The organism is Ruminococcus flavefaciens, from assembly GCF_900143025.1.
In the GTDB taxonomy this organism is placed as follows: Bacteria; Bacillota; Clostridia; order Oscillospirales; family Ruminococcaceae; genus Ruminococcus; species Ruminococcus flavefaciens_I.
In genome coordinates this window covers 50,101-73,409 of sequence record NZ_FRCT01000006.1, presented here as the reverse complement: position 1 = coordinate 73,409, position 23,309 = coordinate 50,101, and the positions used below count along the sequence as shown (strand labels likewise).

Sequence of the window (23,309 nt, the reverse complement as noted above, 5' to 3'; positions counted from 1 at the left end):
AATCAATAATTTTAGTTATCAGTGCTCAGAAGGTACAGCATAAAACTGCGAACGGACTATCTCTTTCAGCTCTTCGCCGTGGTCTGTGAACTGTTTCAGCTGAGAGAGCAGCTCCTCGGCACGGGCGAGACATTGTGCAGAGGTTTTGCCGCGGAAGTACTTGTTTTCGCTTCTGTAGTCTATAAGATAACGTACAGCAAGCTCACCTGTGAGCCATAATATGCCGTAATACAGGGAATTTACTTCATCGTCGGAGAGTATCCCGCCAAGTCCCTGCGCAAATCCTGAGGTTATTTCGCGGACTGCATTAAGGTCAGATATGACGTTTCTGCACACCGAGCGGACAAGGTCGCCGTAATCAATGGCTGCATAGCCGTACATAGCCGTATCAAGATCTATTATTGTCATTTTCTCCGAGACTATGATATTATCCGCCTTTGCGTCACCGTGTATGATACGCTTTTTCATGGAGCTGTCAAACACCTGTCCCAATGTATCGCGGAGTCTGTCAAGAGTCACCATAACACTTCTGTCTATGCCGCTTTTTGACACAAGAACTGCAAAATATCCGTCGTAATCGTGAAAGCCCTCTATAGCAGGAACAGTGCTGAGCTTACTGCCTTCCATAGTCCTTATAAATGTGCCGAACGCCCGTCCCGCAGCCGCGGGTTCAGCCGCGGCGTCTGCGGTCGCTGTTATATACTCGTAGATACGCCATACTTTTTCGTCAGCGACCGCATATATTTTATCGCCTGAGGCGATAAAATGCGGGACTGCAACGTCAGAGCCGCACTCGACAAAAGCCGCTTCTATTCGGCTGATGTTTTCCATAACAGCTTCGGGAGCACGAAAGATTGCCCTGTTCAGAGATTGCAAAATATATTTTTTACCGCCGCAGACCGCAAGATATGTACCGTTTATGTGCCCTTTGTTGAGCTCGGTGAGCTCAGCCGCTTCGGGGAGACTAAAAAGTTGAGGAATATTACGAATATCCATATATGTTTCCTCCAATAAATTCCGAATTGAAAAGGGCGGATAATATCCGCCCCTACAAGTGATCTGGTGTTGTTTTGCCACGTAATGTGCTGTAAGCGATGTACAATTTACACTGCTGAAAAGAGTCAGCGAGTTTACGAGCGTCAACGTGGCAAGGGTGCAGCGTCACGCTGCTTAATTCTTCAGGCTCTGCATAGGTGCAGGGATACGTCCGCCGCGGTTGATGAACTTGGCAGGTGACTTCTCTCTGATAGGCATAACAGGACCGCTGCCAAGAAGTCCGCCGAATTCGAGGGTGTCTCCCTCCTTCTTGCCGATAGCAGGGATAAGACGTACAGCAGTTGTCTTTGAGTTGACCATACCGATAGCAGCTTCGTCTGCAATGATAGCAGAAATAGTCTCGGGAGTTATCTCACCGGGAACAACTATCATATCAAGTCCTACAGAGCATACCGCTGTCATAGCTTCAAGCTTTTCAAGGCTGAGTACGCCTGCAACAGCTGCATCTATCATGCCTGCGTCCTCGGATACAGGTATAAATGCACCTGAGAGTCCTCCGACAGTGGACGAAGCCATTACGCCGCCCTTCTTTACAGCGTCGTTAAGCATAGCGAGACAAGCCGTAGTGCCGTGAGTACCGCACATTTCAAGACCCATTTCCTCAAGGATATGAGCAACACTGTCGCCTATAGCAGGTGTAGGAGCAAGTGAAAGGTCAACGATACCGAATGGTACGCCCAGAAGCTCGGAAGCTCTTGCGCCGACAAGCTGACCCATACGGGTTATCTTGAATGCAGTCTTTTTGATTATGTCAGCAATTTCATTTATTGAAGCGTCAGGGTACTTTGTAAGAGCTGCGCGTACAACTCCGGGTCCCGACACACCTACGTGTATCTCGCAGTCAGGCTCGCCTACGCCGTGGAATGCACCTGCCATGAAGGGGTTATCCTCAACGGCATTGCAGAATACGACAAGCTTTGCAGGTCCTATGCAGTCGCGGTCTGCTGTCTTTATTGCAGCCTCCTTGACTATCTGACCCATGAGCTTTACAGCGTCCATATTGATACCCGACTTTGTAGAGCCGATATTTACAGACGAGCAGATGTTCTGAGTAACGTCAAGAGCCTCGGGGATAGACTTGATAAGAGCCATATCGCCTGCGCTGAAGCCCTTGTGTACAAGTGCGGAATAGCCGCCTATGAAGTTTACACCACAGGTATCAGCAGCTCTCTGGAGTGCCTTTGCGAATTTAACGGTATCACCGTCAGGGCAGGCAGCTGCAAGCATAGCGATAGGAGTTACCGATATACGCTTGTTTACGATAGGTATACCGTACTCTGTCTCTATCTGCTGACCGACAGCAACAAGGTTTCCTGCCTTCTTTACTATTTTATTATAGACTTTTTCACAAGCCTTATCAATATCCGTGTCGATACAGTCAAGGAGAGAGATACCCATAGTTATAGTACGGATATCAAGACATTCGTCCTGTATCATGCGGATAGTTTCAAGTATGTTATATACGTTAAGCATTGAGCGGACTTCCTTTCATTAAATGCTGTGCATTGAGTTGAAGATATCCTCGTGCATGGTGTGGATAGAGAGCCCCAGCTCGCTGCCGAGGTTGGTCATTCTTTCCACGAGCTCAGAGAAATCGCCCTTTATAGCCGATATATCCACCAGCATTATCATAGCGAACATATCCTGAAGAACGCTCTGTGTTACCTCTATTACATTAACATTGTACTCAGCGCAGATACCGCTTACCTTGTGAAGAATTCCCACAGTATCCTTACCAATAACAGTTACAACTGCTCTCATAGTTAAAACCTCCGTTTTTATTGTAGTTCGGTACTTTCCGAATGATTGATATAATTATAACACACATATTCCGAAAAAGCAAGTATTATTTAGCCCCTGTTCAGCCTTTAGCCTTTTGCCCTTAGCCACGGAGGGGCGAACATTGTTCGCCCACGCTGATTTATGCGGAATTCGGAATTCGTAATTAGGAATTGATGTATCGCCTTACGGCGATGGATTTGAAGAATAATATTTCAATTTATCGGCAAAGCCGATACCATTAAATCCGAATTCCGCATTCCTGATTCCGAATTGACCAAGTAACGGACATCTTCCTATTGAAAAAGAGCAGAAACTGTGATATAATATGAAAAATCAGGAGAAAGGAAACAATGCTATGTGTCTCATTTGCGACAGAATAGAAATGATAAAGAATGGCACAAATCCATACTTCGTAAAAGAGCTTGAAACAGGCTATGCAGTTATCGGCGATAATCAGCACTTTTACGGTTATACTCTCTTTCTGTACAAGCACCACGGCGACAAGACCGAGCTTTTTCACCTTGACATGGCTGAAAGAGCTAAATTCATGGAGGAAATGACCATAGTTGCAGAGGCTGCCGCAAAAGCCTTCGGTGCGGAGAAAATGAATTACGAGCTTCTCGGCATGGGCGACGCACATCTCCACTGGCATCTGTATCCGCGCAGAAGCGGCGATATAGGCAATTACGGCAACCACGGAAAGGGTCCTGTATGGTGGTACCCTATGGAGAAGATGTACTCCGACGACAACCGCCCCACAGCAGAGGAACTGGAAAGCATGAAGAAAAAGCTCCTTGAAGAGCTGGAACTGCTCACTCGAAAAAAACAGTAGCTTTTTTTCTGCGAATATGTTATAATAATAAAATACATTAAAAAGGAGCTGAGACAATGATACTTACAGACTGCCATACACATACGCAGTTTTCGGTGGACTCCGAGGCTGATATCGACCTCTGTGTACAGCGAGCGGCTGAGCTGGGACTTGCTGCCTACGCCATTACCGACCACTGTGAATGTAACGGCTGGTACAAAGAGGAGCACTATCCCGAGAAGGAACGCTATCTCCGCGAAAGCTTCGATTATGCTGCCGATTTTGAGGGCTCAGTATCTGCGGTCACGGCTCTGAAAGAAAAATGGGCAGGAAAGCTCAACCTCATCTGCGGTGTTGAGCTGGGACAAATACTACAGGATACAGATGCCGCTAAGATAGTCAATGCCGACAAGCGTGTAGACTTTATCATAGGCTCGGTGCATCAGGTAATGGGCGAGCAGGATTTCTACTTCATAGACTACGAAAAAATGACTATGGACGAGATATACGACCTGCTGGAGCGTTACTTCAAAGAGGTGTATGAAGTCAGCAAAACCGACTTCTTTGACGTTTTGGGACATCTTACCTACTGTCTGCGCTACATGAAGCAGAGAAACGACATAAATGCCGATATAAGCAGGTTTGATGATATTATAGCGGAGATATTCCGCAATCTTGCACTGAACGGAAAAGGCATAGAGATAAATACCTCGGGACTGCGTCAGGGCTTCGGCGACTGCTTCCCGAACCTTAAATATACAAAAATGTACCGCGATATGGGCGGTGAGATAATCACAGTCGGCTCGGACTCTCACACAGTTGAGGATATAGCCGCAAACTCCGCAGACGGCATAGGAGTCGCACGAGCGGCAGGCTTCAGCCGCATAGCTTACTTCAAAAAGAGAAAGCCTTATTTCATAGACATAACATAATGGGGGAATAAATATGAAAGCTAAAAGAGCATTATTGCTCAGTCTGGCACTTCTTACCGTATCGGCTTCATTTAGCTGCGGCAAGGAGAAAAGCAAATCTGAGGAAAAATCCGAGCCCGAGACAACTACGGAAGCTCAGGAGACTACCGAGAAAAAGGACAAAAGCGGAAGGGGTCTCGACCTCAGCTTCGGAATGATGAGCTATGTCGAAAAGAGCAAAAAGGTTTCCGCAAATTCACATGCAAAGTCGATTTATAATAGTATAATGACAGTTCTGGTAGATGAGGAAAGCAAATTCGGCAATGATATCGTCTACACAAAGACAGGCGAGGGCGATTTCGGCGAAAAGGTCAGAAATTATTTTCCCACCGACAAGGAGTTTGAATATATAGTAATTCTCGACGAAACAGGTTATCCAAAGGCTGTTATGTGCTGCAGCGGTACTTCACGAAAGGATAAAGTCGGAGTTTACGGCGATATCGAGGACGCTGACGACATAAGAGAGCTGAAATGGAAAAAGGTGCTTGACAAATTCGGGCTGGAATACGGTAAATACACCGATATAAAGCTTGAAGATGACGACTACGGCTACAACAGCAATAATAACAACAGCAGCTATCAGGAGCCTGAGGGCTATGACTTCAATGACAAGGAGCTCATGGAGTCCTGCGACCTTGCTGCGGCTATCGCATGGGAATACAACCGCGGCAAGGAAGATATCCCCGTATATCTCTACGGCAAATGGAGCAAGGATGCGCCTTTTACCTCTGACCTCGACTGGGAGATACCTGAACACGGTGATATAGAGTATGTACTGGAATACAACGGTATTTCCGTAACAAAGCTCTTCTGCTGGGACACAGCCCGCGATAAGAAATATGTGGGCGATTGTGACTTCGGCTACGGATATACCAATTTCGTTGACAAGACATGGGACGATGTGCTTGAATACTACGGCTATACTCAGGGCGAATACAGGCAATACTAATATATAACGAAAGGAAATGATATTATGAAAGACATTGTAAAAATATTACAGCAGAATGCCCGCATTTCTAACGCGGAGCTGGGCGAAATACTTGGTATCTCCGCTGAAGCGGCAGCCGCCGAGATAGAAAAGCTGGAAAAAAGCGGCGTCATCAAGGGCTACAGCGTTATCGTGGACGACGACCTCTACGACAAGTCAACTGTATACGCTACTATCGAGCTCAAAGTTACTCCCCAGCGCGACTGCGGATTTGACGATATTGCAAAGACAATAATGATGTACGATGAAGTTGAGAGCGTGAGCCTTATGTCATCAGGCGCTTACGACCTTGCTGTTGAGGTTAAGGGAAACGACCTCAAGGACGTTGCCTTCTTCGTTTCGGAAAGACTTGCTACAATTGACGGAATTTTATCTACTTCTACACACTTTATACTGAAAAAATACAAGGAAAAAGGCATATTCATCGACCGTGAAGAGCCTGATGAAAGGGGACTCGGCTGATCGTGATAGATTACGATAAAGTCCTTTCCAATAAGATAAAGGACATAAAACCGTCGGGGATACGAAAGTTCTTCGACATTGCAGGCACTATGGAGGACGTTATATCCCTCGGTGTCGGCGAGCCTGACTTCAATACGCCATGGGCTATAAGAAAGGCTGCCATACAGGTGCTTGAAAGAAAGCATATCATCTACGGACCAAACAAGGGTCTCGTTCCTCTGAGAAATACTCTTTCCGCCCATATCGAGAAAAAGCACGGCGTAAAGTATGACCCCGACAAGGAGATAATCGTTACCGTAGGCGGCTCTGAGGCTATAGACCTTGCTCTCAGAGGACTTCTCGACCCGGGCGATGAGGTGCTTGTCGTGGAGCCCTGCTTCGTCTGTTATGCGCCACTTGTAGAGCTTGCAGGCGGAGTTCCCGTATCTGTGCCTACACGCATCGAGAATAACTTCAAGCTTACGCTCGATGACTTCAAGGACAAGGTAACTGACCGCACAAAGCTCCTGATACTGCCTTTCCCGAATAATCCCACAGGCGCAGTTATGACGAAAGAGGACTTAGAGCCTATTGCGGATTTCCTCCGCAATACAAATATCATGGTGCTGTCGGACGAGATATACTCCGAGCTTACATACGGAAGAAAGCATTTCTCCATAATCGAGCTTGAAGACATGAGAGAGCGTACTATCTACGTTAACGGCTTCTCGAAGGCTTACGCCATGACAGGCTGGAGACTTGGCTATGTTACGGCTCCCGAACCTATAATCACCCAAATATCGAAGATACATCAGTACGGTATCATGTGCAGCCCATTCATTAGCCAGAATGCCGCAGTTGAGGCGCTTACCTCCTGTGACAAGGAAGTAGCAAAAATGGTAGAGGAGTACAATATCCGCCGCCGCTATCTTGTGGGCGAATTCAACCGCCTCGGACTTACCTGCTTCAACCCCGAGGGCGCGTTTTACGTGTTCCCGTGTATCAAGAGCACAGGCATGACCAGTGAGGAATTCTGCGAAAGACTGCTCTTTGAGGAGAGAGTTGCGGCAGTCCCCGGAAGTGCATTCGGTGAAAGCGGCGAAGGCTATATGCGTATCTCCTACGCTTATTCACTAAAGCATCTTATGGAAGCTATCAGACGTATAGAGAAGTTCCTGAAAAAGCTGGAGGCTGAAAAGAAATGAAGGTAAAGACAGCGGCAAAGGTCAACCTTGCACTCGATGTCACGGGAAAGCTCCCCAACGGCTATCACGCTATCGAAAGCGTATTCCAGACCGTAGGACTCTATGACGAGGTAACTGTGGAGCTTACCGACAGCGGCATAGAGCTGAGCTGTGAAGTGCCCGAAAGCTTTGCAAGCTCTGACCCTATCCCCTGCGATGAACGCAATATCGCATATAAAGCCGCAAAGCTGTTCTTTGAGGAGAACGGTATGGACTGCGGCTGCCGTATACATATTAAAAAGGGTATACCTTCACAGGCAGGCATGGGCGGCGGAAGCACCGATGCAGCTGCCGTGCTCTACTGTCTCGGCAGAATGACGGGAAAAAGCGTCAGCGCACCCGAAAAGCTGGGGGCAGATGTCCCCTTCTTCCTTACGGGCGGAACTGCCTACGTTGAGGGCATTGGTGAGAAAATAACTCCAATCGCCGATTATTCGGGACGTATACTTGTCATCGCAAAGGGAAAGGAAGGAGTTTCTACGGCTGAGGCTTACCGAAACATCGACAGCCTTGCTGCACCTGTCCACACCGAAACCAAAAAGCTTATTGATGCCATAGAAAAAGCTCCCGATACGGCTTGCAAATACTTCGGCAATCTCTTTGAGCAGGCTGTACAGCTGGAAGAAGTTGACAGCATAAAGTCTGTAATGCTTGGCAATGATGCTCTCAGCGCGATCATGACTGGCAGCGGCTCGGCAGTGTTCGGACTTTTCACTGATACCGCACAGGCTGAAATATGTGCTGAAAAGCTGACGGAAAAGGGATTTTTTTCGGCAGTATGCAGAACAGTCCCCGAAAGCTTTATTATTACAGAATAAATATGATGAGGAGCGTACATTGGTACGCTCTTTTTTATCAAAAATTGAACAGATTTACTTTTTGTTCGTTATATTGATGAAATTTAACAAAATCTATTGACAAGATGATATAATTCAGTTATAATTATGGTGAAAATCGGCGGCAAGTTCGATTTATAACATTATGCTGAAAGGTGTTGAAAATAATTATGGGCAAATTTATCATCAAGACTACCAAGACTGGCTTTACATTCAGCCTGAAGGCTGGTAACGGAGAGGTGATCGCTACAGGCGGAGAGGTATACAATACACTCGCAAGCGTTAAAAACGGCATCGCCAGCGTTATGAAGAACGCTCCTGAGGCTAATCTTGAAGATCAGACCGTAGAAGGATTTCAGACTGAGACAAATCCGAAGTTCGAGATTTACAAGGACAAATCAGGCGAATTCAGATTCCGCCTTAAAGCAAGGAACGGCGAGACCATCGCCGCCAGTGAAGGCTATGTCAAGAAGGACAGCTGTAAAAAGGGTATCGCAAGCGTAAGGAAAAACGCTGTTGACGCTCCTATTATCGAGCCTGAGCCTGATAAAAAGTAAAAACAGGGACTGTCGCTGTGCGGCAGTCCTTTTTTTCAGAACAGTATGTTATATGATCTCAGCTGTCCTGCGCTTATATGCAAAAAGAAAAGCCTATGTACCCCTACATAAGCTTTAGTCATCATATCAACTATATAAGAAATAATGTTTACCCCAACTGCGGAAGTCTCCCCAGACTTACCGCATATTTTTTATGTACGTGAAGCTCTCTGTTTTCCCCGAGCTTCTATCCCTATCTTGGTAGATGAGCGGATCCCCTCCCCCGTCCCCTTTGGCGGAGGTCGGAGATCTGTATTACTGTTCCGCGAACAGCTTTGTTCCCCCCGAAAGTTTATTCATTTCAGTTCTGTGGCTGTGCAGCGTTATTGGATACTGCATCGTTGATATCCACATCTATGAGCAGACCGCCGTCCTTGCCTGTTACCTTAGGCATTACGCCGTCCCATTTCTGGATCTGCTCGTAAGCTATTACCTTGCTTGAAAGCGACTCTTCAAGAAGCTTGTTAGCATCTGCCTGAGCCTGTGCCTGAGCAAGTATTGCCTCTGCCTCAGCATTTGCTGCGATGACCTTCTTTTCAGCCTCGGTCTTTGCAACTACCTTAGCCTGCTCCTGCTCGGTCTTTGTCTTGAGGAGGTTCTGCTCTGCTACCTGCTTTGCTTCGATAGCGTTATTGAACTCCTCTGTAAAATCAAAGTTTACAATATTGAATTTCTCAATATATATACCATAGGAATTGAGCTTTTCATCAAGCGCTGTCTTTACCTCGGTACTTACTGCCTCACGCTCTGTAATGAGCTGTTCTGCATTGTACTTTGCTGTCGCAGACTTCATGCACTCCTGAACAACAGGAGAAACGAGTATAGTGCTGTATTCAACACCTACATTCTTGTACATATCAGGTGATTTATCAGAGATAAGTCTGTAGTTTACGGCAATATCACTGTTTACAGTCTGTAAGTCACGCGATACCGCTGTAGCCTTTGCTTCAAACACCTGTATCTTGTTGGACATCTTCTCAACCGTCTGAACAAACGGAGCTTTGATGTGGAAACCCTCTGTAAGCGGATTTGATGATACCTCGCCAAGTGTAAGAACTACACCTGTATTACCTGCGGGCACTATGGTAAAGGAATTTGCAGCTACAAGAACTGCGGCAATTCCTATAACAGCCCACTTTATACCCTTAAAGCTTGGCTTCTTCGGTGCATTATTGATCTCCCTAACATTGATTGGCATAATAATTCTCCTTTAATGTGTATTTATTAGTGTATTTGAATGTTTTACCCCTTATTAAGTCTGATCGTTTACCCCAACATTAATCTTTTTTACCCCTTATTAAGTCTGATCGTTTACCCCAACATTAATCTTTTTTACCCCTTATTAAGATAATACCTTCCATCATCGGTAACCGATATTACCTTCCGCTTTATCATTCTGGCAGTCAAAAGCGGGAATCCGTAAGGATTGAACAATCCTATTTCATCAAGCCTTCTGGCACTGCCTTCCGAGTAAGCGTTTGCTTTCATAAGCGCCCTTACTATCCTTTTCTTCCTGATAAGCGGAACAGGCGGAACGAACGCCATGACAAAGCCCCCTTTTTCATCCGTATATCATGCTGTATTTTTATACTTTGTTAAGAAAATACTTTCCGTCCTCTGTTGCTGAAATGACATTGTCATACAGCAATTCAAAGGTAGCCTCGGGATTATAGATGCCCAATTCATCAAGTGTCCTTGCACTGTCCTCGGAATAAGCCTTTGATACTTCAAACAGCTTGATTATTTTCTTTTTGCTCATTAGTAATGCAGTTACAACATTCATTTCTTAAACCTCCCTAATATCCGATATCATGTATTTTTTCGATCATTTCATTCCTTCAAGAATGACCTCGAGCCCCTTTTCCATTTCAGTCCTCAGACAACCGCTCCTGTACCCCATAACCATGACATACATGGCTTTTCGGAGCTTGTCAAGTTCCTTGACCTCTTTGGAATAATCCGCTAACTCACGGGATACCAGAGTTTTTATATGCTCGGTATCGAACGCCCCTTCGTCCTCTGCTGTAAAGATTATCCTGCAAAGGATATTATAAAGGAGTATATCCTCTATGATATCATCTGAGGTATCCTCAACATCGCCGTTGATATAGCGCATAAGATTTGCAATGTCCTCAAGCTTCATAGCCTTTCGGAGCATATTTATAAGAAGTATGCGGATTATCTGCTTTTCCGAATACTTTTTGCCCTTGGTAGCGGATACCCAGCCGCGCTTTATCCAGTTCTGGATAGTAGTGCCTTCAAGCCCTGTGAGCTTTGAGAGCTGGGAAAGTGTAAGTCCGCCTGTAGCTTCAAGAACAGGTGAGATCACGGAAAAAGCCGATTCACGAGCCTGCTCGGAAAATTTCATTGTAGTTCCGGGAATAAGTCTGTTCATAGTCGTTATCTCCTCTCTTGCGATGATATGATTATATCATAAGTTCATATGAACTGCAAATGTTATCCTGGGATATTTTAGCCTGTTTTTCAGATTTTTTTTGAGTTTATCATTGAATTTCATTGTTTTTCAGCATTTTTCATACTTTTTCATATCAAGATGATATTTTGCGTATGCTGTCGTTGTTTCCCTCTATTATAATATATGTACAAACCAAGCCCTTACTTTTTTACATCATATTCACCCAAAAACGATAAATCTTTTTCCGTGAACGTTGATTTGTTTAAAAAAATATGGTATAATAAGATAAAGCCTTTAGCCCTTAGCTATTAGCCTTCAGGAAACGGCTCCGCCGTTATATCATATCAAACGTAACGATATGTCATTCAACAGACTAACAGCTAAAGGTTAACGGCTAATGGCTAAAACCAAGGAGGTCAATATGAAATATACTCAGGGTCAGTACATAATTGCTGACAAAACCGCAATTGCCCGTGAGATATACAGCTTTACCATCTCATGTCCGGAGGTGGCGGCTGTAGCCTGTCCGGGACAGTTCGTCCACATCAGGGCAAAGGGCTATACTCTCCGCAGACCTATTTCAATATGCGGTATCGACAAGGAAAAGGGTACTCTGCGTATCGTATTTGAAATAAGAGGTGAAGGAACTGCCGAGATAGCAAAGCTCAACAAGGGCGATCTCATTGATATGCTCGCTCCCCTCGGACACGGTTTCACTGTTGACCCTTCTTATAATAAGGTAGTGCTTATAGGCGGCGGCATCGGAACTCCTCCAATGCTCCCCCTCGCAAAGGCTTACGGCAATAAAGCCGTTGCAATAAGCGGTTTCAGAAACGCTTCCGCAGTCATATTACAGGACGATTTCCGCAAAACAGGCGCAGAAGCTATCCTCTGCACCGACGACGGCTCGGCAGGTATCCACGGCTTTGTAACACAGCCCCTGAAGGAGCTTGCCGAAAAAGGCGGCATCGACGCAGTATACGCCTGCGGACCTATGCCAATGTTAAAGGGCGTTGCCGCTATATGCAAGGAAAACGGCATATTCTGCCAGATATCCCTTGAAGAGCGTATGGCTTGCGGTATAGGTGCCTGTCTCGGCTGTGCCTGCCGCACAGTAAGGAACGACGAGGAATACTTCGCTCATGTCTGCAAGGACGGTCCTGTATTCAATGCTGAGGAGGTGATCTGGTAATGGCTGATCTTTCCGTAAAAGTCTGCGGCGTAGACTTCAAGAACCCTATAATCCCTGCCTCTGGCGTATTCGGCTACGGCAGAGAGTATGAGGAGCTGTTCCCGCTGAGCAAGCTTGGCGGCATTGCAACAAAGGGTACTACTCTCCACCTCCGCACAGGTAATATCGCACCGAGAATTGCGGAAACTCCCTCGGGTATGCTCAATTCCGTAGGACTCCAGAACCCCGGTATCGACCATTTTATCGACACCGAGCTCCCCTACCTGCTCACAAAGGATCTTGTAGTCCTTGCAAATATCGCAGGCTCGACTCCCGACGAGTGCGCAGAGGTAGCCGCAAAGCTGGAGGATACCGATGTTCACATGATAGAGCTGAATATCTCCTGCCCAAACGTTAAGCAGGGCGGTGCAGCCTTCGGAACAAGCTGCGAAATGGCGGCAGAGGTAACGAAAAAGGTACGTGCTGCTACAAAGAAGCCTCTTGTAGTAAAGCTTTCACCTAATGTTACAAGCATTGCCGATATCGCTAAATCCGTTGAAGCCGCAGGTGCTGACGCGGTATCACTTATAAATACTCTCCTCGGCATGAGGATAGATATAAACACAGGCAGACCAATACTCCATAATAATGTAGGCGGTATGAGCGGTCCTGCCGTATTCCCTATAGCTGTACGCATGGTATGGCAGGTGGCAAACGCCGTAAAGATACCTGTTATCGGTATGGGCGGCGTATCCTCGGGACGCGACGCTATCGAGCTTATGATGGCAGGAGCCTCCGCAGTACAGGTAGGTGCAGCAATATTCACAGACCCGTATGCTCCCGTAAAGATAGTCGAGGAAATGAACGAATGGCTTGACAGCAAGGGCATTGCCTCGGTCAAGGATATCATCGGCACGGTCAAGCCGTGGGCTTGAGCCGTTAGCTTGCAGGGGCGAGTTCCGCTCGCCCGTTAAGCACGATTTCCATGTAGGGGCTGACCCCCACATCAGCCCGCCCAAATATCAAAAAAGGCACAGGGCGATTTAGGCATTGCCCCCTACAAACGGCTATTTTCTTCATAATTTACCGGAGGTAACAATGATTATAATGTCAGTAGACTTCGGCGACGCAAGAACGGGCATCGCAGTATGCGGAAAAAGCGAAATGATCGCTTCTCCCGTAACGGTCATAGCCGAAAAAGACTTCTCAAAATGTATAGAAAAAACCGCCGCTCTCGCTAAGGAGCAGCGTGCCGAACAGATAGTCGTGGGCTATCCTATGAATATGAACGGAACAGTCGGCGAAAGAGCTGAAAAATGCAAGCTTTTCGCCGAAGAACTTGAAAAGCTCACAGGCTGTCCCGTTAAGCTCTGGGACGAACGCTGCACTACAGTCTCGGCACACAATGCCCTGAATGTCACGAATACACGTGGCAAAAAACGCAAGGCTGTTGTTGACGCAGTCGCAGCAGTCCTTATCCTCGAAAGCTATCTTGGATTCAGACGCAATTCAGGTGAAGCTACATAATGACGGATTTTATATCCTCAAGCAGATTTCCTGCGGCTTTAAGGGTTTTACCCGCATCACGCTTTATGCTGAGCTTCTTCATAGGGCGTGCATTTGAAAAAGTATAACAGGCAAAGCCTACTATTGCTCCCGCAGCAGCACCCTTGGCAAGTGACATAATGTTCATTTCATTAAACTCCGTATTTTTATTATCCGCACAGCGGACAATAGTATTATCTGAAAAAACAAGTAAACTATTCTGTTTTTAAAAAGGAGGCCCATATGAAAAAATTACTTATCACTTCGGTCCTGATAACAGGTCTTTTATCAATGTACAGCTGTTCACTAAGACAAAATAGCCAGGCGAACACAGATACAACACAGCCGACAGAAGAGACCTCGGAGACAACAACAGCCGAGCCTACAACAAAAGCAAAGCCCCAGAACCCTGATATATTCACCTACAATTACGTTCACAGCGATGAAGGATACTTTAATCTCCTCAGTGAAACTCCAGAGTTTAAAAAGAAAGCTCAGGAAAACGGTTCCTGCTGGGCTTATGCTGCCGCTGCTTCCATGGAGACAAACTATGCTCTGAAAACAGGCAACAGCATAAGTATCGACCCGTATTCCCTGACCGATATCGTATGGGATACCAACAAATCAGACGGCTTTTTCAAGAAAGTTGATACTGCAAATAGGGATATGGGCGGAAGATCATGGATAATAACCGAGACACTGTCGCGGGGCTTCAACGGTCTTACCCTTGACAGCGCAAGACCGCTTACAGGCAAGGGCGCAGACGCTGTAAAACAGGCTGTACGCGAAACAGGCGGAGTTTTCGCCGCTATTCCCGATAATAGTGAGAAAAAGGACTGGTACGGCGATTACTATACCATGAACGACGCAAAGAACGAGACTGCCGACCACGCTGTTACGATCATCGGCTGGGACGATAACTTCCCAAAGAATTACTTCAATGAGGAAGCTTCGCAGAACGGTGCATGGATAACCTATAACAGCACCGAAGGCATACTCGGTTCATACTACTATGTTTCTTACGATACTCCTCTGAAGGACGTAGCAAGCTTTACCGTTACGGACAAGTATTCCGCTGTTCTCGGCTATGACGCAGGAAATGAAAACAATAAATACATAAAGCGCGGCGACGAGACTACCGTTGCAAACGTTTTCCACCAGGGCGGAAGACTTGCCGCTGTGGGTACATATAACGATTTTGAAGAGGAGCAGAACATTAAGATCGAAATATACGACGCAACCTTCAAGGTACTGCTCTATTCTCAGGACGCAGTTCTCGGTTATCGCGGCTATCAGACCATAGATCTCGATACTCCCGTAAGCGTAGGCGATTTTGCTATAGTCATCACCTATACAAAGGGCGCACCTGTTGAAGGCGACAACATCGAATACGAGACCCACGATTACGTAACAGCCTGCGGCAGCGGACAGTCCTATGTTTTTATGGGCGACTGGAAGAACAAGTCAGCTATATTCCATGCCGTTGAGATACCGGAAAATGCTGAGGAAGCTCCGCCTGTAGACCACACCTACGATTACATCAAGGACCTTAAAGATATGAACGACGGCAATATCAAGGAAGCCCTCGGCATAGACTTTACCCCTAAGAACTGCTGTATAAAGGCACTTTACACATATTAATATATTCAAAGGAGACCTATGCAAAACCTTAATATCGTCCTTGTAGAACCCCAGATACCGCAGAATACGGGAAATATCTCCCGAACCTGCGCCGTTACGGGAGCAAGGCTGCACCTCGTCCGTCCTCTGGGCTTCGAGGTAAGCGACAAGCACCTGAAACGTGCAGGCCTTGACTACTGGGACAAGCTTGATATCACATATTACGACAGCTTGACTGATTTCTTCGAGAAAAACAAAGGCGGTCACTTCTTCTACTTCACTACAAAGGGACTTCATGTTCACAGTGAAGCGGAATATCCCGACAATGCCTACCTTGTTTTCGGAAGAGAGGACAAAGGGCTCCCCGAGGAGCTTCTTCACGAAAATCCCGACAGCTGCGTAAGAATACCTATGCGCAATGAACTGCGCAGTCTCAATCTCTCGAATTCCGTGGCGATAGCCGTGTATGAGGTGCTGAGACAATGGGATTATCCCGACCTTTCCCGTGAGGGAAAACTGACAAAATACGAATGGTAAAGGAGATACAAAAAATGTCAAAGATCGCATTACTTACAGATTCATGCTGCGACCTTCCAAAGGAGATCATCGATGAACTGGGAATAAAGGTGATCCCCTTCACCCTTACTGTAGGCGGTGAAAGCTTCAGAGAGATATATGACAAGTCCACAAAGGAAGTTTATGAGATTTTCGATAATACAGATGAGATACCAAAGCACTCTCAGATATCTCCCATAACCTTTGAAGAGACCTACAAGGAGCTCTACGATAAGGGATACACAGATATAATCAGTGTTTCCATAAACTCACGGGGCTCGGGTACATATAATAACTCTATAATCGGCAAAAACGACTTTTTTGAAAACAATCCCGAAGCTAAGGATAAACTCCGCATCTTCAATATCGACTCAAAGTGCTATACTCTTTACTACGGCTATCCTGTAATGGAAGCTGCAAAGAAGATACGCCGCGGTGCAGATGTTGAGGAGATAATCGCATATCTCGAAGATTGGTTCAACGTATGCGGCATATATGCAGTGCCATACAACCTTAAATACGCTAAGAAATCGGGACGTATCTCCGCTGCAAAGGCTTTTGCCGGAGAGCTTCTCGGACTAAAGCCCGTTATACTCTTTGCCGACGGTACGACAACTACCGTTGACAAGATAAGAGGCGAAAAAAATATCGTTCCAAAGCTTGTGGAGATAGTCGAGAAGAATATGACTCCTCAGACTCCATACATAATGATACACGGCAAGGACGACACTCTTGCCAAGGAAGTCGAGAAGGAGATCGCTAAAAAGACAGGCAGAAAGGCTGAGATGTTCGGCAACATCGGCGCAGTCGTATCTGCAAATATCGGTCCCGAGCTTGTGGCAGTAGTCATAAGAAGAAAGAACAAGTAATATTTTTCAGAAAAGGCAGGGCTTTGGCTCCGTCTTTTTTGATTGTCGGAATTTGCCTGTATTTCGTTATGTAAAAGAGCTTTTACATGGTTTTTCACGCATTTGTAAGCATCTTTTTTCAATTTTTCAGCACTTGTAAAAACAGCTTGGTAGCATTTTTTTCTGCTGAATGATATACTGGTGTCAGTCAAGAGAAAAGTTCCTAAGGAGGAAAAAATGGAAATCGGAAATCAGATCAAAAAACACAGAGGCAAATTAAAATGGTCTCAGGAGCTCCTTGCAGAAAAAGCATATGTCAGCCGCCAGACTATTTCTAACTGGGAGAACGGCAAGAGCTACCCCGATATCCACAGTCTCCTCATTCTCGGAAAGCTTTTCAATATATCTCTTGACGAATTAGTAAAAGGAGATGTTGAAACTATGAAAAATGAGATCAACAAGGAAGAAGTAAAAAAATTCAATTCAATGGCGTGGGTGCTTGCTGTAATGTATATTATAATGGTAGTATCGCCCCTTCCGCTGATAAAGTACCTCGGCTGGATAGGCGGAGCTATCTGGGGAGCTATTGCCGCAGTTGCCATATTTACGGCGTTCAAGGTCGAGAAAATGAAAAAGGCAAACAATATCCAGACCTACAAAGAGATCAGTGCCTTCATGGAGGGCAAGCCTCTTGACGAGATATCAGCCGACCGCCTTAAAACTGCCAACAAAAATGCCATGAAGTTTATGTACGGCGTAATATCAGCTTTGATAGCACTGACAATATGCGCTGCTATCGCATATTTTATGAATAAGTAAGCGCTAAAAATTCATATCATAAAAAATCGGCTCCTGCGGTATTGATACACAGGAGCCGAATATTTTTCAGTTAAAAAATTATTTCTCAGAAATTCTTTGAAGTATAATTTACCCATCTGCTGTCCTTTGAAAGCTTTCCGCCATTGAGGAAAGCAGCCTTAGCACTGCTGTCGTTCTTGAGGAATGCGTCGAACCACTTAACAGCATATTCAGCGAAGATTGAAGCCTGATTTCCATCTACAGGACCAAAATGAGTAACATTCTTCACACTTGCATATACAGCAGGTACATTGCAAGCATTGTAAGAATTCTTTACCCATGAAGATGACACGATGGAATCCTGTGTAGATGTTACAAAGAAAGTCGGAACTTTAAGCTTGCTTGCTTCAGACTGAAGCTGACAGCCCTGTACATCAAATACACAGTCTATCTTTGAGTTGAGTCTTGAAGAATTAACAGCGCTCATTCCGCCCTGAGAATGTCCGCCTGCTCCAACGTGCTCTGCGTCTACCTTATTGTAGAACATACTATTCTTATCTTTACCTTCATTGATAATAAAGTTAACTGATGCAGACTCTGTTACACCCGAGCCGCAGAAGCTATCATTATTTGCTACAACGATATATCCTCCTGCTGCGATCTGGCTGAGAAGTTCCTTATAATTATTCCAATTACCAAATGTACCGTTTCCCCATACAACTACAGGATACTTCTTGTTAGATGCAGTCATATCCTTTGGGTAATATACAACATGATCGATCAGAATACCGTCATCATATTTTGCCAAGTTGACAGTATTGCTCACGCTTGTGATCGAATAAGGCGTATATGCGGCATTAGCTGTGCTCAGATTTGCTGATAAAACCGGTGTTGCGATAAGTGCTGCTGCCAGAATAGATGCAATTTTTCTTTTCATGTTATGACCTCCATTGTGTTTGTAGTGATAATTTTTTACATATAATGTTAACATATATATATTATATTATAGCATATACTATTGCTGTTTGTCAATAGTTTTTTGAATTTTTGTTGATAATTTTATATTTCGTTGATATATGGTTCTTTCAAACAAACAGTAATAACAAAAGGAACTGCCTACGTCAGTAAGCAGCTCCTTTTTTGAATATTTGGTTTAGAGCAGTAGCTTTTTTAAAGCCTTTGCCCGATACACAACCGTAAATATCTATATTTGCAGTTTATTCAGAAGTTACTGCATCTTGTAAGAGTCGATCATCTTCTTGACCATGTTACCGCCGATAGAACCGGCTTCACGGGAAGTAAGATCGCCATTATAGCCCTTCTTGAGGTCGATACCGAGCTCGTTAGCAGACTCCATCTTGAATCTTTCAAGAGTTTCTCTGCCCTTCTGTGTCATTTCACCGTTGTTATTGCTGTTGTTATTACTCATTATCATTATCTCCTTAAAGAATTGATTATTGATGCCGTGATAGTATTATAGCCGCGCTAACTCCATTTATAACATGGGAAAATATGTACAATATGACGAAAATCCACAAAAAGCTCTTTTCTCTTGCTTTTTCTCTTGCATTTGCCACTGCTTTGATAGTATAATATAAATATGTATGTATTTCTTCATATTATATGCGAAAAATCAATTTTTCAGCTGTAATACAGTAGAAAAACGCTTTTAATATCTTATAAAAGAAATTTAATATATAAGGAGCTATATGAAATGCTTTGGTCAATAATCATACCGCCAATTATATTCTTTATTTCGCTGTCGATAATGAATATCTGCGACAAAAAATTCAATGACAAAAAGAAAAAAGACGCATCAAAAACCACCATGAAAAATCTCGGCTTTGCTCTTGGCTGTCTTATCTGCGGAATGACGCTGCTCAGCGCGGTAACATCAGCTGGTATGATAGACGGAAACAGCGGTATATCGCTGTTAGGCGCTGCACTTACAAGTGCCGCCGTATTCGGAGCAGTCCTTGCAAAGCGCTATGAAGCGCCCCGTATAAAATCTTTTCTGAAAAAGAGTGCAATATGCGCAGTAGCCATACTTGCTGCTGAGGTGCTCATATTCAACGGAAAGAGCTTCACCTCAGAGAAGATAGACGAGACTCTATCCACCTCAAGTATAGATCTCGGAGCAACAGCTACCGCCATAACCGACAAGGAAATATCGGTTCCTTCAGATACAGACATAAAAATGCACAGTATCCCCGAGGGCGCAAAGGTGCTCCTTGTAAACCTTGACGCTGAGGGTGGTTCGTCATCACCCTTTGACGTAAAGCTTCTAATGACAGACGAAAACTTCTCAACTATGGATATAGTTGTTCAGCATAAGCGCACCTGCGGCAGAAAAAGCAATCTTTCTCTCTGCTTTGAGCCCTACGGCAAGCTCGATACTCTTACACTTTCTTTTACAGGCATGACAAAGCCCGTAACTATCCATAGTATCCGCGCTTTAAGTGCTATCCCCTATTCATTCTCAGACCTTAGATTTTTCCTGCTCTATGTAATATTTATCGGCTGTCTTGCAATAAAGTCCTTCCGTTTCTACGCTGTGGACTACGACAGAAAGAAACGTTCTCACCTTATTGCCGTTACCGCTGTGATAGTATTATGCACAGTTTCGGGACTCTGTCTCCGCGTACCCGATCAGAAGGCAAGGCCCTACACAGGTTCAGAGCAGTATCTGGACGACCCTGCCGCAATGACACTTGATGCCTTTGAAAAGGATCAGGTATACCTTGACGTTAATGTTGATCCTGCCCTTGAAGAAATGGCAAACCCATATGATTCGGGAGTCCGCGGCGGCGTAGGATACTGGGATTACGCATACTACAACGGCAAATTCTACAGCTATTTCGGTGTAGCACCCGTGCTCACCTTCTACTATCCGTATTACAAATTAACAGGCAAGCTCCCCACACCTGCAATGTCCAACAACTTCTACACAGTAATAGGCATAATCTTCATGTGCCTTACAATTCTTGCAGCTGTAAAGCTTCTTGACTTAAAGCCAAAGCTCCTGCTCCTGTTGCTTATGCTCCCCACAGCAACGGCAACAATGGGCTTCTGGACGCTTGGAAACGAAGTAGACCGCTACACTCTGCCAACTGTATCGGGACTCTGCTTCCTTATGATAAGCCTTTACACAGGCATGACAGCCTGCAACATCACAAAGAAGAAGATAAAGCCAGTACTGCTTCTCGCAAGCGGAACTGCCCTTGCACTTTCCGTTGCTTCCCGTCCTACAGTTGCACTCTGCGGCGCAGTTCTTGTGCCATTCTTCATCGGCATACTCCTTGACAAGAAGGAAAAGCTCGCATACCGCCTCGGACTTGCAGCAAGCTTCGTAGCTCCTCTCATTGCAGGCGCAGCACTTATAATGAAGTACAACGCCGCAAGATTTGGCTCACCGCTGGAATTCGGCGCAGTATATCAGCTCACAGTAAGCGATATCCACGCAAATACTATAAGACTTTCAAATCTGCCGTCAGCTATATACCATTACTTCCTACAGGCACCAAAGTCAAAGACCTCGTTCCCGTTCTTCGAAACAGGCTTCAACGGACTTGAAAACTACGGCTCATATGTGTACACAGTAGTAGGCTTCGGAGCACTTACTCTCCCTGTTATCCTCTTTGGTACACTTCTCCAGCCACAGGCTTACGGACCAAAGTCAAAGGAGATAAAGGACCGCTACAGAAGATGGTTCCTGACTATATGCTTCGGTATGTCAGTACTTCTTGCATGGGCTGACTTCTGTCTCGGCGGCTTCATCACACACTATGTATTCGACCTTATGCCGCTTATGACATTTGCAGCAATGATAGGCATATTCCGCGGCTGTACAGATATCTCCGCACACAAGAGCAGATATGTGCTTTCGGGCGTATCAATGGCAGTGACAATGGTATTCATCTTCGGACAGCTCTTCAACTGGGGCGAAGGAACGATAATGAAACGCTTCCCAAGACTTATTGATATTCTTGAAGATGCAGTTATATTCTGGAAATAATAACAAAAGGGACTGAGTTCAATAAACTCAGCCCCTTTTTATTGCCGAAAACTAAAATATATTGTATGCGGCGGCGTTTCGCCGCCTGCCAATCATGCAACGACAGTCATTTGTAGGGGACGGCGTCCTCGACGTCCCACAAGTGGATTGTAGGGGAGCCCGCCCTCGGGCTCCCGCAAGTGATTAATGAATAGATCTAAGATCGTAGGTGCGAACAGTGTTCGCCCGCATGATATTACATATGTATGAATGGCAGAATGTAGTGAACGCCCCCCAACAGGAGCCGCGCCCCTCTGTCCTTCGGACATCTCCCTGTACTACAGGGAGTCACCCTCAGCGTTCCACTCATTCGCCATTTTAAACAAAACATTGACTTCGATTTCGTTCAAAACGTAGATTTCAAAAATAATATTTTCAATAAACAACGTTTTTCCATTGAATTTCACTCTTTTTCAGCCCCTTTACAGAAGGGCATTATTCCTTCACATCGTCATACTTATCAAGGAAACGGTGAACTCCAACATTGTCCTTATAGGCAATGACCGTATTCAAATTGACATTTTCCACGCTGCGGAATATATTCTTCTCCACCTGCGGATTTACCTTTTTAAGCTCCGCAATGAGATTTTTTATCTCCAGACGCTTTGATACGGAACGGCTGTCGGGGTCGCAGGTAGTGCAGGTATCGGTGAATTTGCAGGCACACTGTATAAAGTGCAGGTCATTGTAGTCGCGCCAGTGCTTTATCTCGTCCTCTCTCACAAGGTAAAGGGGTCGTATAAGCTCCATTCCCTCAAAATTGGTGCTGTGGAGCTTAGGCATCATGGTCTGCACCTGTCCGCCGTAGAGCATACCCATGAGGATAGTCTCTATAACGTCGTCGAAATGATGTCCCAGCGCTATCTTATTGCAGCCAAGTGCCTTTGCGTGGCTGTAGAGATAGCCGCGGCGCATACGTGCGCATATGTAGCAGGGATTTTTCTCGATATTGTATACAGAGTCGAATATATCCGACTCAAAGATATGCACGGGTATTGACATTGAACGCGCATTTTCCTCGATAACACGGCGGTTTTCGGGACTGTAACCAGGGTCCATAACAAGAAATACCAGCTCAAAGGGAAATTTATCATGGCGTTTCAGCTCCTGAAAGAGCTTAGCCATGAGCATTGAGTCCTTACCGCCCGAAATACAGACAGCTATCCTGTCATTGGGCTTTACCAGCTCGTACTCGTTTATAGCCTTTGTGAACTTGCACCATATGGACTTCTTGAACTTCTTCCTGATACTGAGCTCGACAGCCTCAGTTACCTCTCTGTTCTCCATTTTCACGCGGAGCCAGTCGACATAGCCTCCCTCAAGGTTATAGGCATCATAGCCCTTTTCGCAGAGCTTATCGGCAATATCACCGCTGATTATACCGCTTCGGCAGCATATTATAAGCTTTTTATCCGCAGGCAGCTCCGCATCAAGCACATCTCCCTGCGGTATATTGACAGCTCCGTCTATATGACCGTATTCAAATGCGGAGCCGTCACGTATGTCTATTATCTTATATTCCGAAATATCGAGCTTTTCCAGCTCTGCAGCAGTAATGCCCTTATTCATTGAAACAC

The 23,309-nt window shown here is 45.3% G+C and carries 26 protein-coding genes; 15 read left to right on the top strand and 11 right to left on the bottom strand.

The features are described from left to right. Positions 1–18: 18 nt before the first annotated feature. The 3 genes from BUB28_RS07990 to BUB28_RS07980 form a co-directional block, all read right to left on the bottom strand. Complete coding sequence (locus BUB28_RS07990) at positions 19–996, bottom strand: phosphotransferase enzyme family protein (protein ID WP_072950461.1); 978 nt, start codon at positions 994–996, stop codon at positions 19–21. A gap of 174 nt (positions 997–1,170) precedes the next feature. Then, complete coding sequence (locus BUB28_RS07985; protein WP_072950460.1) at positions 1,171–2,529, bottom strand: PFL family protein; 1,359 nt, start codon at positions 2,527–2,529, stop codon at positions 1,171–1,173. A gap of 18 nt (positions 2,530–2,547) precedes the next feature. After that, positions 2,548–2,817, bottom strand: coding sequence for an ACT domain-containing protein (locus BUB28_RS07980; RefSeq protein ID WP_072950459.1), 270 nt, complete (start codon positions 2,815–2,817; stop codon positions 2,548–2,550). A 376-nt stretch (positions 2,818–3,193) separates the two neighbouring features. Here BUB28_RS07980 and BUB28_RS07975 point away from each other — a divergent pair, with 376 nt between their 5' ends. From BUB28_RS07975 to BUB28_RS07945, 7 genes are all read left to right on the top strand, one after another. Next, complete coding sequence (locus BUB28_RS07975) at positions 3,194–3,670, top strand: HIT family protein (RefSeq protein WP_072950458.1); 477 nt, start codon at positions 3,194–3,196, stop codon at positions 3,668–3,670. A 56-nt stretch (positions 3,671–3,726) separates the two neighbouring features. Further along, the gene (locus tag BUB28_RS07970) at positions 3,727–4,581 is read left to right on the top strand and encodes a histidinol-phosphatase HisJ family protein (RefSeq protein ID WP_072950457.1); all 855 of its coding nucleotides are present in this window, start codon (positions 3,727–3,729) and stop codon (positions 4,579–4,581) included. A gap of 13 nt (positions 4,582–4,594) precedes the next feature. Further along, entirely contained in the window at positions 4,595–5,569 is a 975-nt protein-coding gene (locus tag BUB28_RS07965; RefSeq protein ID WP_072950456.1) for a hypothetical protein, read from the top strand. Positions 5,570–5,593: 24 nt separating this feature from the next. Continuing rightward, positions 5,594–6,070: an Lrp/AsnC family transcriptional regulator gene (locus BUB28_RS07960; protein ID WP_072950455.1), complete on the top strand. Its 477-nt coding sequence runs from the start codon at positions 5,594–5,596 to the stop codon at positions 6,068–6,070. A 2-nt stretch (positions 6,071–6,072) separates the two neighbouring features. After that, on the top strand, positions 6,073–7,254 hold the full coding sequence (locus tag BUB28_RS07955) for an aminotransferase class I/II-fold pyridoxal phosphate-dependent enzyme (RefSeq protein WP_175547821.1): 1,182 nt from the start codon (positions 6,073–6,075) through the stop codon (positions 7,252–7,254). Further along, the gene (ispE, locus tag BUB28_RS07950) at positions 7,251–8,111 is read left to right on the top strand and encodes a 4-(cytidine 5'-diphospho)-2-C-methyl-D-erythritol kinase (RefSeq protein WP_072950453.1); all 861 of its coding nucleotides are present in this window, start codon (positions 7,251–7,253) and stop codon (positions 8,109–8,111) included. The genes BUB28_RS07955 and ispE overlap by 4 nt, the downstream gene beginning before the upstream one ends. A gap of 188 nt (positions 8,112–8,299) precedes the next feature. Continuing rightward, on the top strand, positions 8,300–8,686 hold the full coding sequence (locus tag BUB28_RS07945; RefSeq protein WP_072950452.1) for a YegP family protein: 387 nt from the start codon (positions 8,300–8,302) through the stop codon (positions 8,684–8,686). 340 nt (positions 8,687–9,026) lie between these two features. Here the strand turns inward: BUB28_RS07945 and BUB28_RS07940 are convergent, their stop codons facing one another. From BUB28_RS07940 to BUB28_RS07925, 4 genes are all read right to left on the bottom strand, one after another. After that, positions 9,027–9,923, bottom strand: a complete 897-nt coding sequence (locus tag BUB28_RS07940) for a prohibitin family protein (RefSeq protein WP_081373439.1) — start codon at positions 9,921–9,923, stop codon at positions 9,027–9,029. A 134-nt stretch (positions 9,924–10,057) separates the two neighbouring features. Beyond that, complete coding sequence (locus tag BUB28_RS07935; protein ID WP_072950450.1) at positions 10,058–10,270, bottom strand: hypothetical protein; 213 nt, start codon at positions 10,268–10,270, stop codon at positions 10,058–10,060. A gap of 40 nt (positions 10,271–10,310) precedes the next feature. After that, entirely contained in the window at positions 10,311–10,508 is a 198-nt protein-coding gene (locus BUB28_RS07930) for a hypothetical protein (protein WP_072950449.1), read from the bottom strand. A gap of 42 nt (positions 10,509–10,550) precedes the next feature. Further along, positions 10,551–11,120 (bottom strand): DUF1836 domain-containing protein, encoded by a 570-nt coding sequence (locus BUB28_RS07925; RefSeq protein WP_072950447.1) that lies wholly within the window; start codon positions 11,118–11,120, stop codon positions 10,551–10,553. 442 nt (positions 11,121–11,562) lie between these two features. On the opposite strand from BUB28_RS07925, the gene BUB28_RS07920 reads away from it, so the two are divergent. From BUB28_RS07920 to ruvX, 3 genes are all read left to right on the top strand, one after another. Next, complete coding sequence (locus BUB28_RS07920) at positions 11,563–12,333, top strand: dihydroorotate dehydrogenase electron transfer subunit (protein ID WP_072950445.1); 771 nt, start codon at positions 11,563–11,565, stop codon at positions 12,331–12,333. Further along, complete coding sequence (locus BUB28_RS07915) at positions 12,333–13,247, top strand: dihydroorotate dehydrogenase (protein WP_072950444.1); 915 nt, start codon at positions 12,333–12,335, stop codon at positions 13,245–13,247. The genes BUB28_RS07920 and BUB28_RS07915 overlap by 1 nt, the downstream gene beginning before the upstream one ends. 163 nt (positions 13,248–13,410) lie before the next feature. Then, positions 13,411–13,839 carry a Holliday junction resolvase RuvX gene (gene ruvX / locus BUB28_RS07910; RefSeq protein ID WP_072950442.1) on the top strand — a complete coding sequence of 143 codons (429 nt, stop codon included), beginning with the start codon at positions 13,411–13,413 and terminating at the stop codon, positions 13,837–13,839. Here ruvX and BUB28_RS17025 read toward each other — a convergent pair. Then, positions 13,832–14,005 carry a hypothetical protein gene (locus BUB28_RS17025; RefSeq protein WP_175547820.1) on the bottom strand — a complete coding sequence of 58 codons (174 nt, stop codon included), beginning with the start codon at positions 14,003–14,005 and terminating at the stop codon, positions 13,832–13,834. The two genes, ruvX and BUB28_RS17025, sit on opposite strands and share 8 nt — an antisense overlap. Positions 14,006–14,100: 95 nt before the next feature. On the opposite strand from BUB28_RS17025, the gene BUB28_RS07905 reads away from it, so the two are divergent. From BUB28_RS07905 to BUB28_RS07890, 4 genes are all read left to right on the top strand, one after another. Continuing rightward, the gene (locus BUB28_RS07905; protein ID WP_072950440.1) at positions 14,101–15,498 is read left to right on the top strand and encodes a lectin like domain-containing protein; all 1,398 of its coding nucleotides are present in this window, start codon (positions 14,101–14,103) and stop codon (positions 15,496–15,498) included. A gap of 18 nt (positions 15,499–15,516) precedes the next feature. Then, positions 15,517–16,014, top strand: a complete 498-nt coding sequence (gene trmL / locus BUB28_RS07900) for a tRNA (uridine(34)/cytosine(34)/5-carboxymethylaminomethyluridine(34)-2'-O)-methyltransferase TrmL (RefSeq protein WP_072950439.1) — start codon at positions 15,517–15,519, stop codon at positions 16,012–16,014. Positions 16,015–16,028: 14 nt separating this feature from the next. Continuing rightward, a complete protein-coding gene (locus BUB28_RS07895) occupies positions 16,029–16,901 on the top strand; it encodes a DegV family protein (RefSeq protein ID WP_072950437.1) in 873 nt (290 codons plus the stop codon). A gap of 216 nt (positions 16,902–17,117) precedes the next feature. Beyond that, on the top strand, positions 17,118–17,699 hold the full coding sequence (locus tag BUB28_RS07890) for a helix-turn-helix domain-containing protein (RefSeq protein WP_072950436.1): 582 nt from the start codon (positions 17,118–17,120) through the stop codon (positions 17,697–17,699). A gap of 85 nt (positions 17,700–17,784) precedes the next feature. On the opposite strand, the gene BUB28_RS07885 is transcribed toward BUB28_RS07890, so the two are convergent. Together BUB28_RS07885 and BUB28_RS07880 are read right to left on the bottom strand one after the other, a co-directional pair. Continuing rightward, complete coding sequence (locus tag BUB28_RS07885; protein ID WP_072950434.1) at positions 17,785–18,615, bottom strand: poly(ethylene terephthalate) hydrolase family protein; 831 nt, start codon at positions 18,613–18,615, stop codon at positions 17,785–17,787. Between the two features lie 291 nt (positions 18,616–18,906). Next, on the bottom strand, positions 18,907–19,107 hold the full coding sequence (locus tag BUB28_RS07880; RefSeq protein WP_072950433.1) for an alpha/beta-type small acid-soluble spore protein: 201 nt from the start codon (positions 19,105–19,107) through the stop codon (positions 18,907–18,909). A 285-nt stretch (positions 19,108–19,392) separates the two neighbouring features. On the opposite strand from BUB28_RS07880, the gene BUB28_RS07875 reads away from it, so the two are divergent. Further along, positions 19,393–21,693: a hypothetical protein gene (locus tag BUB28_RS07875; RefSeq protein ID WP_072950431.1), complete on the top strand. Its 2,301-nt coding sequence runs from the start codon at positions 19,393–19,395 to the stop codon at positions 21,691–21,693. 474 nt (positions 21,694–22,167) lie between these two features. Here BUB28_RS07875 and BUB28_RS07870 read toward each other — a convergent pair whose 3' ends face one another. Continuing rightward, on the bottom strand, positions 22,168–23,301 hold the full coding sequence (locus BUB28_RS07870) for a PP-loop family protein (protein ID WP_072950430.1): 1,134 nt from the start codon (positions 23,299–23,301) through the stop codon (positions 22,168–22,170). Positions 23,302–23,309: the final 8 nt, after the last annotated feature.

Bases quoted from the DNA above. Each gene is read 5' to 3' on its own strand.
- BUB28_RS07990 (WP_072950461.1), bottom strand. From the start codon at position 996: ATGGATATTCGTAATATTCCTCAACTTTTTAGTCTCCCCGAAGCGGCT.
- BUB28_RS07985 (WP_072950460.1), bottom strand. From the start codon at position 2,529: ATGCTTAACGTATATAACATACTTGAAACTATCCGCATGATACAGGAC.
- BUB28_RS07980 (WP_072950459.1), bottom strand. From the start codon at position 2,817: ATGAGAGCAGTTGTAACTGTTATTGGTAAGGATACTGTGGGAATTCTT.
- BUB28_RS07975 (WP_072950458.1), top strand. From the start codon at position 3,194: ATGTGTCTCATTTGCGACAGAATAGAAATGATAAAGAATGGCACAAAT.
- BUB28_RS07970 (WP_072950457.1), top strand. From the start codon at position 3,727: ATGATACTTACAGACTGCCATACACATACGCAGTTTTCGGTGGACTCC.
- BUB28_RS07965 (WP_072950456.1), top strand. From the start codon at position 4,595: ATGAAAGCTAAAAGAGCATTATTGCTCAGTCTGGCACTTCTTACCGTA.
- BUB28_RS07960 (WP_072950455.1), top strand. From the start codon at position 5,594: ATGAAAGACATTGTAAAAATATTACAGCAGAATGCCCGCATTTCTAAC.
- ispE (WP_072950453.1), top strand. From the start codon at position 7,251: ATGAAGGTAAAGACAGCGGCAAAGGTCAACCTTGCACTCGATGTCACG.
- BUB28_RS07945 (WP_072950452.1), top strand. From the start codon at position 8,300: ATGGGCAAATTTATCATCAAGACTACCAAGACTGGCTTTACATTCAGC.
- BUB28_RS07940 (WP_081373439.1), bottom strand. From the start codon at position 9,923: ATGCCAATCAATGTTAGGGAGATCAATAATGCACCGAAGAAGCCAAGC.
- BUB28_RS07935 (WP_072950450.1), bottom strand. From the start codon at position 10,270: ATGGCGTTCGTTCCGCCTGTTCCGCTTATCAGGAAGAAAAGGATAGTA.
- BUB28_RS07930 (WP_072950449.1), bottom strand. From the start codon at position 10,508: ATGAATGTTGTAACTGCATTACTAATGAGCAAAAAGAAAATAATCAAG.
- BUB28_RS07925 (WP_072950447.1), bottom strand. From the start codon at position 11,120: ATGAACAGACTTATTCCCGGAACTACAATGAAATTTTCCGAGCAGGCT.
- BUB28_RS07920 (WP_072950445.1), top strand. From the start codon at position 11,563: ATGAAATATACTCAGGGTCAGTACATAATTGCTGACAAAACCGCAATT.
- BUB28_RS07915 (WP_072950444.1), top strand. From the start codon at position 12,333: ATGGCTGATCTTTCCGTAAAAGTCTGCGGCGTAGACTTCAAGAACCCT.
- ruvX (WP_072950442.1), top strand. From the start codon at position 13,411: ATGATTATAATGTCAGTAGACTTCGGCGACGCAAGAACGGGCATCGCA.
- BUB28_RS17025 (WP_175547820.1), bottom strand. From the start codon at position 14,005: ATGAACATTATGTCACTTGCCAAGGGTGCTGCTGCGGGAGCAATAGTA.
- BUB28_RS07905 (WP_072950440.1), top strand. From the start codon at position 14,101: ATGAAAAAATTACTTATCACTTCGGTCCTGATAACAGGTCTTTTATCA.
- trmL (WP_072950439.1), top strand. From the start codon at position 15,517: ATGCAAAACCTTAATATCGTCCTTGTAGAACCCCAGATACCGCAGAAT.
- BUB28_RS07895 (WP_072950437.1), top strand. From the start codon at position 16,029: ATGTCAAAGATCGCATTACTTACAGATTCATGCTGCGACCTTCCAAAG.
- BUB28_RS07890 (WP_072950436.1), top strand. From the start codon at position 17,118: ATGGAAATCGGAAATCAGATCAAAAAACACAGAGGCAAATTAAAATGG.
- BUB28_RS07885 (WP_072950434.1), bottom strand. From the start codon at position 18,615: ATGAAAAGAAAAATTGCATCTATTCTGGCAGCAGCACTTATCGCAACA.
- BUB28_RS07880 (WP_072950433.1), bottom strand. From the start codon at position 19,107: ATGAGTAATAACAACAGCAATAACAACGGTGAAATGACACAGAAGGGC.
- BUB28_RS07875 (WP_072950431.1), top strand. From the start codon at position 19,393: ATGCTTTGGTCAATAATCATACCGCCAATTATATTCTTTATTTCGCTG.
- BUB28_RS07870 (WP_072950430.1), bottom strand. From the start codon at position 23,301: ATGAATAAGGGCATTACTGCTGCAGAGCTGGAAAAGCTCGATATTTCG.